Below are 16,194 nucleotides of genomic sequence, written 5' to 3'. Positions count from 1 at the left end.
TCGGCTCGCGGCTGTCAGGCACCGACGTCGTGCAGCGGGTGCAGTCCACCTATATCCACGCTCCCGCGCTGAAGGATCTGATCACCCAGAAGCCGGCCTGGATGACCATGTCGCTCAATCCGCGCCGCTGCGGCACGACGGTTTCGATCGACGGCCGCGACTTCTGGCTGATCCACAATCATCTCGCGCCTGACGAGCTCGAGTTCGACAGCGTCGATCGCGACTGGGCGCTGCGCACCATTCTCGGCGTCGACGATCGCTTCCAATACGACATCATCAGCAAGGAGGATTGGGTCGGGCGACGCCTGGTCGCCGATCGCTTCCGCGATCGCCGTGCGTTCATTTGCGGCGATGCGGCCCATCTGTGGATTCCCTATGCCGGCTACGGCATGAACGCCGGCATCGCCGACGCCGTCGACCTCTGCTGGATTCTTGCGGGCGTGCTGCAGGGCTGGGCGAGCCCTGCGCTGCTCGACGCCTACGAGGCCGAGCGCCAGCCGATCACCGAGCAGGTGTCGCATTTCGCGATGAACCATGCCCTTGCCGTCATGGGGCAGCGCCGCGCGGTGCCGCCCGAGGTCGAGATCGACGGCGAGTCAGGCGATGCCGCGCGCAGCAAGGTGGGGCAAGCTGCCTACGATCTCAACGTCCAGCAATATTGCTGTGCCGGCCTGAACTTCGGCTATTATTACGACCGGTCACCGATCATTGCCTATGACGGCGAGGCGCCGCCGCCCTACAGCATGGGCGGCTTCACAGCCTCGACCGTGCCGGGCGCCCGCGCGCCGCATGTCTGGCTGACTGACGGACGTTCGCTGCTCGATGAGCTCGGCCCCGCCTATACGCTGGTGCGATTCGATCAAACCATCGATGCCGCACCGCTGGTGGACGCAGCCGCGCGTTCGGGCGTCCCCCTGACGGTGCTCGACGTCGATCGGGCCGGGGCAGGATTCGATTTTGCCGAGAATCTGCTGATGGTGCGCCCGGATACGCACATTGCCTGGCGCGGCCTGGCGGCGCCGCGGGATCCTGATCGGCTGCTCGAGCGATTGCGGGGAGCAGCTTCCGAGCCGGGCAGCCGTGAGCACGATTCTGCGGGAGAAGCAGCGGCTGCTCACATTGCTTGATCGGACATACGGCTTTCTTGTTTCAACGGGGGGACACAATGCGTCAAGGAGCGATGGCTGCGATAGGAGCCGTTCTCATCTTGTTGGGTGGGATGCTGGCCTATTTCACTCAGACGACCAATGGCATTCGTATCGAAGACGTGCGCTTCAAGGGCGCCGCGGGCAATACCATGAGCGCCCTGGTCTATATTCCGCGAAATGCAAGCGAGAAAAGCCCCGCGCCCGGCATTCTCGCGGTCCATGGTTACATCAACTCGCGCGAGACTCAGGACGGTTTTGCGATCGAGCTCGCCAGACGCGGCTATGTCGTCGTTGCACTGGACCAGACCGGCCACGGCTACAGTGATCCGCCCGCTTTCGCGCACGGCTTCGGCGGTCCCGACGGCCTGGCCTATCTGCGTAGCCTGCCTTATGTCGACAAGGAGAACATCGGCCTTGAAGGCCACTCCATGGGCGGCTGGACGATTCTAGCCGCGGCTGCGGCGATGCCGGATGCCTACAAGTCGCTGGTGCTGGAGGGCTCGTCCACCGGGAAGCCTTTTGCAGCCGATGGCACGCCGACCTGGCCGCGCAACCTCGCCGTGGTGTTCTCGCAATACGACGAGTTCTCCGGAATCATGTGGGGCAGCGAGTATGCCAGGAATGTTCCTCGGTCGGAAAAGCTTGCCGCCGTGTTCGGTGCTGCGGCACCGATCGAGCCCGGCAGGATTTATGGCGACATCAGCAAAGGCACGGCGCGGGTTCTCTACACCCCGGCCATCACGCATCCGGCCGATCATTTCTCGCACGAAGCCATCGGTGACAGCCTCGACTGGTTCAGCAAGACGCTCGCCGGCGGCACGCCGCTGCCGCCGACAGATCAGATCTGGCTCCGCAAGGAGATCGGCACATTGATCGCTCTCATCGGCTTCTTTGTTCTGCTGCTCGGGGCCTTCGACCTGCTGCTGACCTCGTCGGCCTTTGCTTCGCTTCGGACCGGGCCGGTCCATTCGGATGCGACGAGTGTCGCGCTGCCTAAAGGCGGACGCTGGTGGGCCGTGTTCTGGATTTCTGCGCTGCTGCCTGCGATCACTTACTATCCCGCCTTTGCGATCGGAAATGCGTGGCTGCCGGCATCGCGCGTCCTCCCGCAGGCTTTCACGACAGAGATCGCGATCTGGGCGCTGCTCAACACGGCGATTACGTTGGCGCTGCTGCCGTTCATGCCGCGGCGTATCGCTCGCAAGGGTGTTGCGGGGCCGGCCATCTTGATCGCACTGGCGACGGTCGCTGTCGGCGTTGTGACCGTCTGGCTTGCCGACCTCCTGTTCAAGATCGACTTTCGCTTCTGGGTCGTGGCGCTCAAACTGCCGAGTGCGACGCAATTGACGATCATGCTGATCTATCTGGTTCCCTTTACGCTCTTCTTTGTCGTCGCGCTGCGCGCGCTGCACGCCAATTTCAGCCGGCTCGATGCGCTGGCGATGGGTCACTATGTCACGACCATCCTGGTGCTCTCGCTCGGGATTTTCATTCTGATCGGCGGCCAATATCTGGCGATGTGGCTTGGTGGAAAATTGATCAATCCGTTCCCGGCCTCGCCGGTCGTGCCGCTCTCGACCATCATCGGCATTCAGTTCATCCCGCTCCTTGCCGCCATTGCCGTAATCTCGACCTTCACGTGGCGGCGTACCGGCACGTCACTGCCCGGAGCCCTGATCTGTGGCCTGCTGGTCACCTGGTACATCGTGGCCGGAACAGCGACGCAAGCTGCGGTCTGAGTCCGCTCCGCCATACGCTGCGTGCCATCAGAAGCTGAGCTGCCATGACGACCTACAGCACCGCGCACTACTTCCTCGAGGCCCTCGTTGACCTCGGGGTCGACTATATCTTTGCCAATCTCGGCACCGACCACGTCTCGCTGATCGAGGAGATCGCGCGCTGGGACAAAGAGGGACGACGGCATCCCGAGGTTATCCTGTGTCCGCACGAGGTGGTCGCGGTCCACATGGCGGCCGGCTATGCGTTCGCAACAGGCCGCGGCCAGGCCGTATTCGTCCACGTCGATGCCGGCACCGCCAATGCGTGCATGGCGATCCAGAATCTGTTTCGCTATCGGCTGCCGGTCATGCTGTTGGCGGGCCGGGCGCCGTTCACCCTGCATGGCGAACTCAGGGGATCGCGCGACACCTATGTCCACTTCGTCCAGGACAGTTTCGACCAGGCGAGCATCGTACGCCCTTATGTGAAATGGGAATACACGCTGCCATCGGGCGTGGTCGTGAAGGAGGCGCTGGCACGTGCGGCGGCGTTCATGCACAGCGATCCGCCGGGGCCGGTCTACATGATGCTGCCCCGCGAGACCCTCGCGGAGAGCTGGGACGCGCAGCAAATGCCCGCCTACCCGCCGGCGCGGTATGGCCCGGTCAAGGCCGGCGGGATCGAGCCGGCGCGGGCGCATGAAGTGGCTGAAGCCCTGATGGCGGCCGAGAATCCGATCGCGCTGACCGCCTATCTAGGCCGCAATCCAGATGCCGTCGCGGTGCTCGAGCGGCTGGCGCTTGCCTGCGGCATTCGCGTCGCCGAATTCAATCCGGTGACGGTGAACATTCCCCAGGACTCGCCGTGCTTCGCCGGTGGCGATCCGTCCGCCCTGGTCGCCCATGCCGACCTCGGCCTGCTCGTCGATACCGACGTGCCCTTCGTCCCGCAGTCCGTGAAGGCCGCGGATGGGCTGCGCTGGATCCAGATCGACATCGATCCGCTCAAGGCCGATATCCCGATGTGGGGCTTTGCCACCGACCTGCGCATCGCCGGTGATTCGGCGATTATCCTGCGACAGGTGTTGGAGGCCGTCGAAGCGCGCGCCGATGACGACTATCGCAGGAAAGTGCGTCGCCGGATCGAGAGCTGGGAGCCACTGCGCGAGGCCGGCCAGGCGAGGCGACGAGCCGCGGCCACGGAAAGAGGCGAATCGGGCGCGATCAATCCCGCCTTCCTTTTCTCGCGGCTGCAGGCACTCTTGTCGGAACACGACGTCGTCCTCAACGAGGCCGTCCGCAACGCACCGGTCCTGCAGCAGCAGCTGCGCCGCACCAAGCCTCTGACCTATGTGGGTCTGGCCGGCGGCGGGCTCGGCTTCAGCGGCGGCATGGCGCTCGGACTGAAGCTGGCCGATCCGGCGCGCCGGATCGTGCAGGTCGTCGGCGACGGCGCCTTCCACTTCGCCGCGCCGGATACCGTCTACGCCGTGTCGCAGCAATATCGGCTGCCGATCTTCACCGTCATTCTCGACAATGGCGGCTGGCAGGCCGTCAAGGCCGCAGTGCAACGGGTTTATCCCGACGGAGAAGCGCAGCGGGCCGACGCGTTCCTGTCCAGGCTTCGGACCGGACGCCAGGACGAGCAGCGGCATTTCATCGACATTGCCCGTGCCTTCGGCGCTCATGGCGAACGGGTGAGCGATCCGAATCGGCTTGATGAAGCAATCACCCGCTGTCTCCGCGCGGTCGACGCGGGATGCACCGCCGTCCTGCATGTCGACCTCGTGCCGCTGTAGGGCGGGGCATGACACGGTTATTGGGCAACCAATGAGCGCTACAAGACTCCCCCGGTTCCCCACCGCCCAACTTCCCCCGGGTTCCCGCCGCCCAACTTTAAGACACCGGCGACGGCTTCCTTAACCCGTTATTTACCGTAACCGACAAAAGTCAGACTTCGAGGCAGACGACCCGCGCCGAATTCGATTGTCTCGCAAGCGGCACGCGTGGGGAGACTGGAGGCGTCGGGTGGGCGCGGAGTCGGAACCGGACAGAGTCATGAATTCGCGCGTATCGTGGAGTGTTGACGGTATCGATCCATCCGTCAGGGAGCGGGCCGAAGCCGCTGCCCGCCGTGCCGGCATGTCACTCAACGATTGGCTGAACTCCACGCTCGGCGAGACGGCCCCGCCGAACTTTCGCAGCCCTTACGAACAGCCGCGTCAGGATCAACGTCACGATCCGCGTTCGCAGCAGCAGGACATTCAGAACCAAGGAATTGGTCAGGCGAGTCGCGAAGTCGCCGATATCCATCAGCGGCTCGACGCGATCACCCGGCAGATCGAACGGATTTCGAAGCCCGCCGCGCCGCGCCAAGACTCTTCCCGTGAAAGAGACGTCTCGCGCGAGCAGGGCGTGGCCCGCCAGCTCAACGATGCGATCTCGCGGCTCGATGCCCGCCTGTCGCAGATCTCGCGGCCGCAGCAACCGCAGCCGCAGCAGCCTCCGGCGCCACGCGCGACGCCTGCGCCCTCACCCGTTGAAACGCGCCATCGCCAGGCCGATGCGGTCGAGCGCGCGGCCGCGCAGGTCTATCGCAACTCGCCGCCGCTGAGTCCCGCCTCGTTCGACGTCGCGGTCGCCGAGATCACCGCACGGCAAAGCGAGCTTGACGGATTCGCACCGCGGCAGGTGCCGCCGCGCGCCGCGCCGCCGATCGCTCCGTCTGCGCCTGTCTATGCTCCGCCGCCACCGCAGGCGGGGCCGGATTTCTCCGCGCTCGAGCGCCATCTGCTCAAGATCACCAGCCAGATCGAGTCGCTGCAGCGGCCTGACCATACCGAGCAGGCCATCAACGGCTTCCGCGCCGAGCTAGCCGAGATCCGCAACGTCATCACCGAGGCGATGCCGCGGCGCGCGATCGAATCGATCGAGAACGAGATCCGCTCGCTGCACCGCCGCATCGACGAGACCCGCTCCAACGGCACCGACGGCCAGGTGCTGTCAGGCATCGAGCGCGCGCTTTCCGACATCAAGCAGGTGCTGCGCACGCTGACGCCGGCCGAGCAGCTCACCGGCTACGACGAGGCGATCCGCAATCTCGGCGCCAAGCTCGACCTGATCCTGCGCGCCAATGACGATCCCTCGACGGTGCGCCAGCTCGAAGGCGCGATCTCGGCGCTGCGCGGCATCGTCTCCAACGTCGCCTCCAACGAAGCGCTGGCCCGCCTCGCCGAGGACGTGCAGCTGCTGTCATCCAAGGTCGATCAGCTCAATCGCGCCTCGGACCGCGGCGACAGCTTTGCGGTGCTGGAGCAGCGCATCGCCGCGCTCACGACCGCGCTGGAAACGCGCGAGCGGCCGGCGCCTGCCGAGAGCACCGAACATCTGGAAGCCGCGATCCGCGCGCTGTCCGACCGTTTCGACCGCATGCAGGTCGGCAACGACTCCGCCTCGACCTTTGCGCATCTCGAGCAGCGCGTCTCTTATCTGCTGGAGCGGCTAGAGGCCGCCTCGGATCAGCGCGGCAGCAATTTCAGCCGTGTCGAGGACGGGCTGCACGACATCCTGCACCACCTCGAGCGGCAGCAGGCGACCTATGCCGCGCTGGCCGAGAGCCGCAATTCAGCGCCGCCGCCGGATTCCGGCATGGTCGATCTCGTCAGGCGCGAGCTGTCCGACATCCGCTTCAGCCAGGCCGAGACCAACCGCGGCACCCAGGATTCGCTGGAGGCCGTGCACAACACGCTCGGCCACGTTGTCGATCGCCTCGCCATGATCGAGGGCGACCTGCGCGCGGTGCGCGCCGCGCCGCCCGCGCCCGCGCCTGCGCCGATGCCGGTGGCCGCGCCATTGCCGATGGCGGCTCCCGTCGAGCCGGTGCCGATGGCGCGCGAGCAATGGCAGCCTCAACCGCCGCAACCGAGATACGATCCGAAGCCCGAGCTGCCGAATCCCGCCGCCCAGCCGCACGCGCATTCCGGCTTCGTCGCCGCGCCGCGCGAATTCCACGCCGCCGCCCCCACCGCGCCGCCACCGGTGCCGGTGGCGCAGCAAGCTACACCGCCTTTGCCACCGCGCGCGATCAGCGAGATCCTCGAGCCGCACACCGCCCCAGTGCGCGCCGCGATCGCGCCCGAACTGCCGCCGGATCATCCGCTCGAGCCGGGCACGCGTCCGGGCGGCCGCCCCGCCACGACGTCCGAGCGCATTGCCGCGTCCGAAAGCGCGATCAGCGAAATCCCGGCTGCGCCCAAGGAGCCGGTGTCGTCGTCGAGCTTCATCGCAGCCGCGCGCCGCGCTGCGCAGGCCGCCGCCGCGCAGCCACAGGAAAAGCCCGCCCGCGGCGTCAAGGCCGCGATCGCGGCGCGCAGCAAGGACAAGGCTCCAGGCAAAGCCCAGGCCGCCGCTGCGGAAGGCGGCTCGACCATCACCTCGAAAATCCGCTCGCTGCTGGTCGGCGCCAGCGTGGTCGTGATCGTGCTCGGCACCTTCAAGATGGCGATGAACCTGCTCGAAGGCGGCAGCGTGCCGCCGGCGCCGCAGGCGATGGAGAATACCAGCCAACAGGCACCGCAGGCGCCGCCGCCAGTCGAGAGCAAGCCGCCCGAGCAGGTCACGCCGTCGATGACCTCGCCGACGCCGATCGGCAAGCAGTCCCTGAACAATGCCGCGCCGGCGGCGAGCTCCGGCAGCACGGCTTCGGTCGAAATTCCCCCCGCGCCCGCAGCAGCGCCGCTTCCGCCCGCGGCGAACGGCGATGTCACCGGCGCGCTGTCGGGCACGAGCCGCGCGCGGCTCGGCGTGGTCCAGATCCCGCCGAGCGAGAAGCTGCCTGACGGCATCGCCGGTCCCGCTTTGCGCGTCGCTGCGATGAAGGGCGATGCGACCGCGGCCTACGAGATCGGCGTGCGCTTTGCCGAGGGCAAGGGCGTCGCTGCGAATTACGACGAAGCCGCCAAGTGGTACGACCGCGCCTCGCAGGCCGGCGTGGTGCCCGCAACCTTCCGCCTCGGCACGCTTTATGAGAAGGGCCTGGGCGTGAAGAAGGACGCCGACATCGCCCGCCGCTACTACACGCAGGCGGCCGAACGCGGCAACGCCAAGGCGATGCACAATCTCGCGGTGCTCGACGCCGACGGTGGCGGACGCGGCGCCAACTACAAGAGCGCGGCGCAGTGGTTCCGCAAAGCCGCCGACCGCGGCGTCGCCGACAGCCAGTTCAACCTCGGCATCCTCTACGCCCGCGGCATCGGCGTGGAGCAGAACCTCGCCGAATCCTACAAATGGTTCAGCCTGGCGGCCGCCCAGGGCGATGCCGATGCGGCCGGCAAGCGCGACGATGTCGCCAAGCGCCTCGACCCGCAATCGCTCGCCGCCGCCAAGCTCGCGATCCAGACCTTCAGCGCCGAGCCGCAGCCCGACGACGCCGTCAACGTGGCGACGCCCGCCGGCGGCTGGGACAGCGCCCCGCAGGCGGCCACCAAGCCCGCGCCGAAGCCGGTCGCAACGAAGAAGACGGCGTCGGCGGCGCATTGAGCGCGGTTAGCTATCGTCAGTCATTCCGGGACGGGCCGCAGGACCGAACCCGGAATCTCGAGATTCCGGGTTCGATGCTTCGCATCGCCCCGGAATGACAGTCTGCATCACGGCGCCTCGATCACGGTCGGCACGCCGGGCTCCAGCAATCGCAGCCGCGGTCCGAACCCGAGCACGTCAAACGTCTTGCGCAAATCCTCGCCGTTCTGGCGGAAATGCGCCCAGCCTTCGGTGTGCACGGGCACGATCATCGCATCGGGAAAGGCGCGCGCGGTCTCGATGGTGTCGTTGGTGTCCATGGTGAGATGGAACGGGCCACGCGTTTGCGCGGCGCCGGCAAACGGCAGCACCACGCCGCACTTGAAGCGGCGCGCAACTTCGGCGACGCCGTCGAACCAGGTGGTGTCGCCGCTGATATAGACCGCGCTCGTGTCCTTGCGGCTCGATTGCACCACGAAGCCGATGACATCGCCCGACAACGGCTCGATGCCGGCAGGGCCGTGACGCGCCGGTGTCGCGGTGATGGTCAGCGTGTTGCCGTCGTCGTCCTTCAGATGCGCGGTTGCCCAGGGCGCGAGGCCCTCGACATGGCCGCCGAGGCGTTTGGCGCCGGCCTCCGTCGTCAGCGCGCGTGGTGCTTTCAGCAAGAAGTCGCGCCCTGAATTGTCGAGATTGTCCGAATGCTGGTCGTGGCTGAGCAGCACGGCATCGATGGGGCCGATCGCATCGGCCTTCACCGCCGGGCCGGTGGTCTTCTCCAGCTTCACATGCGGCAATTGATAGGCGCCCGGCGCATCGAAGGTGGGGTCGGTGAGCAGGCGAAAGCCGTCGATCTCGATCAAGGCGGTGGGGCCGCCGATCAGGGTGATTGAAACGGGCATGCGGAACTCCTCTTACGCCACCGGCTTTGCCGGGCGCGTCACCAGGTAAATGCCGAGCGCCACCGGAACGATCCCGAAGAGGTCGCGTGCCTCGACGTGTTCGCCGAGCACGAGATATGCGAACAGCATGCCGAGCGGCGGCATCAGGAAATGATAGGCGCTGGCCGCGGTCGCGCCACACACTTTCAGGAGATGAAACCAGAGCCAGGAGGCGAGGATCGAGCCGCCGAGCACGAGGAAGGCGAAGGCGCCGATCAGGCCCGGGGTAAAGTCGATCGCGCGAACATCGGCGAAGGTGAACGCGATCGGCGCGAGCACGATGCCCGCTGCGAGGCTCTGCACGCCATTGCCGATCCACAACGAGCCCTTCGGCGCGAGCAGCTTGAACAGAATGGTGCCTGAAACGATGGAGGCGAGCGAGGCCAGCGTGAAGACAATGCCGTGCGGGCTGTCGGTGCCGACCGAGAGACGGTGCCACACGATCGCCGTCACGCCGACGACGCCGAGCAAAAGGCCGCTCGCCTTGCGCCAGGTCATGCCTTCGCCGAGCAGCAGTGCGGCGAGCGCCGCCGTGAACACCGGATTGGTCGAGACGATCAGCCCGCCGAGGCCGGCGGAGACCGATTGCAGGCCGGTATAGCCGAGCCCGAGATAGAGCGCGTTGTTGGCGATGCCGAGCACCGCGAAGATCGCGGCGTCGCGCCAGGACAGTGACCAGGCTTCGCCACGGATCAGCGTGGCACCCAGGATCAGGATGCCGGCCAGCGAGAAGCGCGCGGCGAGCAGGATCAGCGGCGGGCAATGGGTGACGCCGATCTTGCCGGCGACGAAGGCGTAGCTCCAGAGCAAGCAGAACAGGCCGATGGCGAGCGGCAGCGTGTTGAAGCGGGTGCGGGGAACCGAAATCGAAGGCGCAAGCGACATGAGGCATTCTCCTGAACCCCCGATCTAGGGACGCCGCTTGCCATTTGGAAATTAAATGATTAACTGCGGATCAGTTGGTTTTCGAATGGAGGCTGATATGCTCGATCTCGAGCTTCTGCGCAGCTTCGTCTCGGTGGTCGAGGCCGGCGGCTTCACCCGCGCCGGCGAGCGCGTCCACCGTACGCAGTCGACCGTGAGCCAGCAGATCAAGCGGCTGGAGGAGGATGTCGGCCAGGTGCTGCTGCACCGCGACGGCAAGGACGTGCGCCCGACCGAGGCCGGCGAGCGGCTGTTGTCCTACGCGCGGCGGCTGCTTTCGCTTGCGGAAGAGGCGCGCGACGTGCTGCGCCAGCCGGGCGGCGAAGGCGCGATCCGGCTCGGCATCCCCGAGGATTTTGCGGCCTATCGGCTGACGAAGCTGCTGGGCACGTTCTCGCGCTCGCACCCGGGCCTGCGCCTCGACGTGCGCGCCGACCAGAGCAAGCACCTCGCCCGCGATCTCGAACGCGGCGAGCTCGATCTCGCGCTCTACAAGCGCGCGGCCGGCGAGAAGGGCGCGATCGCGGTGTGGCCGGAGCGGGTGCACTGGGTCACCAGCAAGAGCCATCCGGTCGACGTCGACGTGCCATCAGTGCCCCTGATCGGCTTTCCGCTCGGCTGCGTCTATCGCGCCGGCGCCATCCACGCGCTGGAAAGCGCGGGCCGCGCCTGGCACACCGCCTACACATCATCGAGTCTCTCCGGCATCCAGGCCGCGGTGGCCGCGGGCATGGGCTTAAGCATCCTGTCGGAGATGTCGATCCAGTCCGACCACCGCGTGCTGACCGCGAAGGACGGCTTTGCGCCGATCAACAAGACGGAGGTGGCGCTGATGGCCTCGCCCAATGCGAGCCCCGCGACGCTGCGGCTGGCGGATCGCTTGGCGGAGTTCTGCGAGGACGTGCAGGCGAAGGCGGCGTGAGCTTGGGAGATGCGTAGGGTGGGCAAAGGCGCGAAGCGCTGTGCCCACGATCCTTCAATAATTAGCAGGTGGTGGGCACGCTACGCTTTGCCCACCCTACGAGAGCAGCGCCTTCAGTAACACCTTGACGCCGCTATCGCGTGCACGCGGCGGTCGCCGAGGAGATGGGCGACAAAGCCGGTCTTCGCAAAGATCCTTGCAAACGCGGCGTCGCGGATGCTGAGGCCGCCGGCATAGGCGCCGAAGGCCGGCATCACGGCGCGCATTCCGTCGCTGGCGAAGCAGCGTCGCTCCATCGATCGGCCGCGGGCGGAGATGCGGGCCTTGGGGTGCAGATGGCCGGCAATCTCGCCAGGCGCGCCTGATGGCTCGTGGCGGAAGGTGATGGGGCCAACAGCAACTTCGTCGGCGACGGTACCGCCGAGATCGCGCGGCAGCATCGGATCGTGATTGCCCGAGATCCAGATCCAGTCGCGGCCGCTCTGCAGCGCGGCGACGGCATCGCGGTCCTCCGCGGACAGGCGCTCATGCGCGGTGCGATCGTGAAAGCTGTCGCCGAGCGCGATGACCGTTTTGGGATTATGGCGGGAGATGACAGCAGCGAGCCGGCCAAGTGTCGCGACGGTATCGTAGGGCGGCAGCAGCACGCCGCGGGTGGCGAAGCTCGAGCCCTTCTCCAGATGCAGATCGGAGACGACCAGCAGGCGCTGCTCGTCCCAGAACAGCGCGCCGGAGAGATCGGCCGCGAAGGTCACATTGATGATGGTGACTCTGGAAACGCGCATGTCCTCGTTATCCCCCGAAATCAGCGCGCCTGCCGTCACGTCTTACCCGCTTCTATCCATCGCCTCTTTGACGAGTTCATCCGCGGCTTCGGCCAGCAGCTCGTCTGCAGCTTCGCCATAAACTGACTCGCGGCCGATTTCCAGCATCACGGGGACGGCGAGCGGGGAGACGCGGTCGAGTTCCCGGTGGGTAATGCGGCCCTGGATGCGCATCAGCATGTCGCTGAGGCGGCGCAGATCCAATAGGCCGGTGGCGGCATCGGCGCGCGCCGCGCGCAGGAGGACGTGGTCGGCCTGATGCTTGCGCAGGACGTCGTAGACGAGGTCGGTCGAGAACAGCACCTGGCGGCGGCTCTTCTCTTCGCCGGTGTGGCGGCGCGCGATCAGGCCGGAGATGATCGCGCAGTTGCGGAAGGTGCGCTTCATCAGCGCGGATTCGGCGAGCCAGGCCTCCAGATCGTCGCCGAGCATATCAGGATCGAACAACCCGTCGAGATCGATGCGGCCGTCCCTGATCATGAAAGAGAGGTCGCCGAGCCCCCAGATCGCCACCGCATATTCATTGGCGACGAAGCCGAGCGGCCGGGCGCGAGCGCGCTCGAGCCGACGCGTCAGCAGCATGCCGAGGGTCTGGTGCGCGAGGCGGCCCTCGAAGGGATAGCAGACGATGTAGTGCTTGTTGGCGCGCGGAAAGCTTTCCACCAGCAGCTCGCGCACGGCAGGCACGCGGCTGACGTCCTTCTGCAGCGACAACCAGTCGCGCACCTGCTCGGGCAAGCCCTTCCATGCTCGCCCGTCGTCGAGCAGACGGCGGACGCGTTCGGCGAGATAGGTCGAGAGCGGGAATTTTCCGCCCATATAGGACGGCACTTTCGGATCCTTGTCATGCGCGCGCGAGACATAGACCTGATCCTCGACCAGGGTTTCGTAGCGCACCACCTCGCCTGAGAATACGAAAGTGTCACCCGGACTGAGGCCTTCGATGAAGGCCTCCTCGATCTCGCCGAGCAAGCGGCCGCCGCGCGCGATCACCCCCGTCGAACCGTGACCGCCGCCGCGCGAGCGCACCAGCCGCACTTTCAGCATGTCGTCCTCGACGATGGTGCCGACATTCATCCGGTAGCTCTGCCGCACTTTTGGATTGGCGACGCGCCAGCGGCCCTCCTTGTCCTGCTTGATGCGGGCGAAGCGCTCATAGGTCTTCAGCGCGTAGCCGCCGGAGGCGACGAAATCGACGACGTCGTCGAAATCCTGCCGCGACAGGTCGGCATAAGGCGCGGCGGTGCGGACCTCGGCATAGAGTTCATCGGAGAGAAACGGCTCGCCGCAGGCACAGCCGAGCACGTGCTGGGCCAGCACGTCGAGCGCGCCGGTACGCAAGGGCGGGGTGTCCTGCGCATTCTCGGCGATGGCATCGATGGCGACGCGGCATTCCAGCACCTCGAAGCGGTTGGCGGGCACCAGCACGGCGCGGGAGGCTTCGTCGAGACGGTGATTGGCGCGGCCGATGCGCTGCATCAGGCGCGAGGAGCCCTTGGGCGCGCCGATATTGACGACGAGATCGACGTCGCCCCAGTCGACGCCGAGGTCGAGCGAGGAGGTGCAGACCACGCCGCGCAAGCGTCCTGCCGACATCGCATCCTCGACCTTGCGGCGCTGCGCGACGTCGAGCGAGCCGTGATGCAGCGCGATGGCAAGGCCGTCGTCGTTCATGCTCCAGAGATTCTGGAACAGCATCTCGGCCTGGCTGCGGGTGTTGACGAACACCAGCGTGGTCTTGTTCTGCTTGATCAACTCGTAGATTTCGGGGAGCGCGTGACGCGCGCTGTGGCCGGCCCAGGGCAGGCGCTCGCTTGTGTCGAGCATCTGAACCAGCGGCGGCGCGGCGCCGCCGGCGACGACGATATCGGCGGCAACTTCCTTGCCTTCGGGCTGCGGCACCAGGAAGCGCGCGAGTTGCTCCGGCTCCGCCACGGTCGCCGACAGGCCGATCGCGCGCATCTGCGGGGCGAGACGCCACAGCCGTGCAAGGCCGAGCGACAGCAGATCGCCGCGCTTGGACGTCACCAGCGCATGCAGCTCGTCGAGCACGACGCGCTTCAGCGAGGAAAACAAAAACGGCGCATCGTCGGAGGACAGCAGCAGCGCGAGCTGCTCCGGCGTCGTCAGCAGGATGTCGGGCGGATAGCGCCGCTGCCGCTGACGCCGCGATACCGGCGTGTCGCCGGTGCGGGTCTCGACCTTGATTGGCAGGCCCATCTCGGCGATGGGGCGCTCGAGGTTACGGGCGATGTCGACGGCGAGCGCTTTCAACGGCGAGATGTAGAGGGTGTGGAGACCGGCGCTGCGCTGCACGCTGCGGCCGGTGGAGACGAGGGCTTTCGCGGGCGTCGCCGGCGCAGAGCTCAGTTCCACCAGCGTCGGCAAGAATCCCGCCAGCGTCTTGCCGGCCCCGGTCGGAGCGATCAGCAAGGCCGATCGATCCTCACGCGCCTTTTCCAGCAGCGCGAGCTGATGTTCGCGCGGCGTCCAGCCGCGGGCCGCAAACCATTGCTGGAAACGGTCGGGCAGCAGCGGGGCCGGCTCGGCCGGAATTTTGAGGATGCGGGGCGGCACGGCGTTAGAGGTAAGCCGTGGGGGCGGGTTCGTCGAGGGGGAGGAGGTCTCGTAGGGTGGGCAAAGCGAAGCGTGCCCACGCATTTTTACAATCGAGAGGAATGGTGGGCACGGCGCAAGGGCGCCTTTGCCCACCCTACGAGACTGTGAATCTTTTGTACCGCGTGTCGGGCGAATGTGATTCTCTAGGCAGACTGATCTGCTGGAGAGGATGATGGCTGACGAGGGACTTTTTGGCGAATTGCCGGATCAGTCGGCGCCACGAACCGAAGCGGTGCCGCGGGGTGCACCTCGGCTGCGCGAGCCCGTGCGCAATCAGGTCGAATTGCGGGCGGTCGATATCGACAGCCTGATCGGGCAGGATCATCTGGCCCGGGTGATCTGGGCTTATGTCGAGGGGCTCGACCTGAGCGAGCTGGAAGATCGGGTTAAGGCACGGGAAAACAGGCCGGGCCATCCGGCGCCATCACCCCGGCTGCTGCTGGCGCTTTGGCTGTACGCCACGAGCGATGGCGTTGGCAGCGCGCGGGCGTTGGATCGGCTCTGCGACAGTCACGACGTCTACCGCTGGCTCTGCGGCGGCGTGTCTTTGAACTATCACACACTGTCGGATTTCCGGGTCGGCTGCGCGGACCTGCTGGACCGTTTGCTGGTCGAACATCTGGTGGCTCTGAATGAGGCAGGGCTGATTGATCTGGAGAAGCTGACCCAGGACGGGGTGCGGATACGGGCGAATGCGGGGGCCGGCTCGTTCCGGCGGGAGGCAACGCTCGGCCGGCAGATGGCCCAAGCGAAGGCTGTGGTGGAAGAGCTCAAGCGCGAGGTCGATGCGGATCCGGAAGCCAGCAGCCGGCGTATCAGGGCGGCCAGAGAGCGCGCGGCACGCGAACGCAGTGAGCGGGTGCAGGCTGCGCAGAGGGCTTTGGACGAGATCAAGCGGAAGCGCAAGCAACTCGACGAAAAAGGCGGCAATGGCAAAAAGCCGAAGGAGCCCCGGGCCTCCACCACCGACCCGCAGGCAAGGGTGATGAAGATGGCAGATGCCGGCTTCCGCCCCGCCTACAATGTGCAGGTGGCCAGCGCGGCCGGCGAACTGATCGTGGTCACGGTCGACATCGACAACAACGGATCAGATCGCGGCTTGATGCGGCCGATGCTGGAGCGAACGCGCACTCGGCTGAAGCGCTTGCCGCGTCGCTACCTCGCCGATGGCGGGTTCTGCAGCGGCGAGGACATCGAATGGGCGCACGGTGAAGGCGTCGAGGTCTACTGTCCTCCGCCCAACTCCAGGAGCGGTGTCGATCCCTTTTTACCTCGGAGCAGCGACGGTCCTGGCGTCGCGGCCTGGCGGGCCCGCATGGCCAGCGAAGCCGGCAAGGCACAGTACAAAGCCCGCACGATCTGCGAATGCATCCATGCCCGGTGGCGGAACTGGGACCTCAGGCAATTGACCGTGCGCGGCATCGAGAAGGTCCGTGCCGTCGTGCTCTGGTACGCCCTCACCAACAACATCCTGCAAGGACACCAACTGGCAAAAGCATAGACAGCACAGCCATCCCCCGGCGGTTCGACATCGACGGCCCCCGACATCAGCGCGGGCGCTACCCACTCTTTAATATCGAA

General features: G+C 66.5%; 10 protein-coding genes. 6 read left to right on the top strand and 4 right to left on the bottom strand.

Going from position 1 to position 16,194, the window contains the following annotated elements; all coding sequences use genetic code 11:
* From AOQ71_RS11275 to AOQ71_RS11260, 4 genes are all read left to right on the top strand, one after another.
* Nucleotides 1-1,127 (top strand): FAD-dependent monooxygenase (locus tag AOQ71_RS11275; RefSeq protein ID WP_245316841.1); only part of this gene is annotated, 1,127 nt, incomplete at its 5' end.
* Between the two features lie 80 nt (nucleotides 1,128-1,207).
* A complete protein-coding gene (locus tag AOQ71_RS11270) occupies nucleotides 1,208-2,887 on the top strand; it encodes an alpha/beta hydrolase (protein WP_245316840.1) in 1,680 nt (559 codons plus the stop codon).
* A 44-nt stretch (nucleotides 2,888-2,931) separates the two neighbouring features.
* On the top strand, nucleotides 2,932-4,665 hold the full coding sequence (locus AOQ71_RS11265; RefSeq protein WP_057745985.1) for a thiamine pyrophosphate-requiring protein: 1,734 nt from the start codon (nucleotides 2,932-2,934) through the stop codon (nucleotides 4,663-4,665).
* A 259-nt stretch (nucleotides 4,666-4,924) separates the two neighbouring features.
* Nucleotides 4,925-8,404, top strand: a complete 3,480-nt coding sequence (locus AOQ71_RS11260; RefSeq protein ID WP_057745982.1) for a tetratricopeptide repeat protein — start codon at nucleotides 4,925-4,927, stop codon at nucleotides 8,402-8,404.
* Between the two features lie 107 nt (nucleotides 8,405-8,511).
* Here the strand turns inward: AOQ71_RS11260 and AOQ71_RS11255 are convergent, their stop codons facing one another.
* Nucleotides 8,512-9,285, bottom strand: a complete 774-nt coding sequence (locus AOQ71_RS11255; protein WP_057745979.1) for an MBL fold metallo-hydrolase — start codon at nucleotides 9,283-9,285, stop codon at nucleotides 8,512-8,514.
* Nucleotides 9,286-9,297: 12 nt separating this feature from the next.
* Nucleotides 9,298-10,209: a DMT family transporter gene (locus AOQ71_RS11250; protein WP_057745976.1), complete on the bottom strand. Its 912-nt coding sequence runs from the start codon at nucleotides 10,207-10,209 to the stop codon at nucleotides 9,298-9,300.
* Between the two features lie 97 nt (nucleotides 10,210-10,306).
* Here AOQ71_RS11250 and AOQ71_RS11245 point away from each other — a divergent pair, with 97 nt between their 5' ends.
* Nucleotides 10,307-11,170 carry a LysR family transcriptional regulator gene (locus tag AOQ71_RS11245; RefSeq protein WP_057746801.1) on the top strand — a complete coding sequence of 288 codons (864 nt, stop codon included), beginning with the start codon at nucleotides 10,307-10,309 and terminating at the stop codon, nucleotides 11,168-11,170.
* A 113-nt stretch (nucleotides 11,171-11,283) separates the two neighbouring features.
* On the opposite strand, the gene pdeM is transcribed toward AOQ71_RS11245, so the two are convergent.
* Together pdeM and AOQ71_RS11235 are read right to left on the bottom strand one after the other, a co-directional pair.
* Nucleotides 11,284-11,955 (bottom strand): ligase-associated DNA damage response endonuclease PdeM, encoded by a 672-nt coding sequence (gene pdeM, locus AOQ71_RS11240; protein ID WP_057745972.1) that lies wholly within the window; start codon nucleotides 11,953-11,955, stop codon nucleotides 11,284-11,286.
* A 42-nt stretch (nucleotides 11,956-11,997) separates the two neighbouring features.
* The gene (locus AOQ71_RS11235; protein ID WP_057745970.1) at nucleotides 11,998-14,571 is read right to left on the bottom strand and encodes a ligase-associated DNA damage response DEXH box helicase; all 2,574 of its coding nucleotides are present in this window, start codon (nucleotides 14,569-14,571) and stop codon (nucleotides 11,998-12,000) included.
* A 211-nt stretch (nucleotides 14,572-14,782) separates the two neighbouring features.
* Between AOQ71_RS11235 and AOQ71_RS11230 the strand changes: the two genes are divergently transcribed.
* Nucleotides 14,783-16,114 carry an IS1182 family transposase gene (locus AOQ71_RS11230; protein ID WP_057742559.1) on the top strand — a complete coding sequence of 444 codons (1,332 nt, stop codon included), beginning with the start codon at nucleotides 14,783-14,785 and terminating at the stop codon, nucleotides 16,112-16,114.
* Nucleotides 16,115-16,194: the final 80 nt, after the last annotated feature.

Origin of the sequence: Bradyrhizobium manausense (assembly GCF_001440035.1) — a bacterium.
Taxonomy (GTDB): domain Bacteria; phylum Pseudomonadota; class Alphaproteobacteria; order Rhizobiales; family Xanthobacteraceae; genus Bradyrhizobium; species Bradyrhizobium manausense.
This window is presented reverse-complemented; position numbering and strand designations above follow the sequence as displayed.

Excerpts from the sequence above, each read along its gene's own strand:
- pdeM (WP_057745972.1), bottom strand. The coding sequence starts at position 11,955 with ATGCGCGTTTCCAGAGTCACCATCATCAATGTGACCTTCGCGGCCGAT.
- AOQ71_RS11250 (WP_057745976.1), bottom strand. The coding sequence starts at position 10,209 with ATGTCGCTTGCGCCTTCGATTTCGGTTCCCCGCACCCGCTTCAACACG.
- AOQ71_RS11255 (WP_057745979.1), bottom strand. The coding sequence starts at position 9,285 with ATGCCCGTTTCAATCACCCTGATCGGCGGCCCCACCGCCTTGATCGAG.
- AOQ71_RS11245 (WP_057746801.1), top strand. The coding sequence starts at position 10,307 with ATGCTCGATCTCGAGCTTCTGCGCAGCTTCGTCTCGGTGGTCGAGGCC.
- AOQ71_RS11230 (WP_057742559.1), top strand. The coding sequence starts at position 14,783 with ATGATGGCTGACGAGGGACTTTTTGGCGAATTGCCGGATCAGTCGGCG.
- AOQ71_RS11265 (WP_057745985.1), top strand. The coding sequence starts at position 2,932 with ATGACGACCTACAGCACCGCGCACTACTTCCTCGAGGCCCTCGTTGAC.
- AOQ71_RS11260 (WP_057745982.1), top strand. The coding sequence starts at position 4,925 with ATGAATTCGCGCGTATCGTGGAGTGTTGACGGTATCGATCCATCCGTC.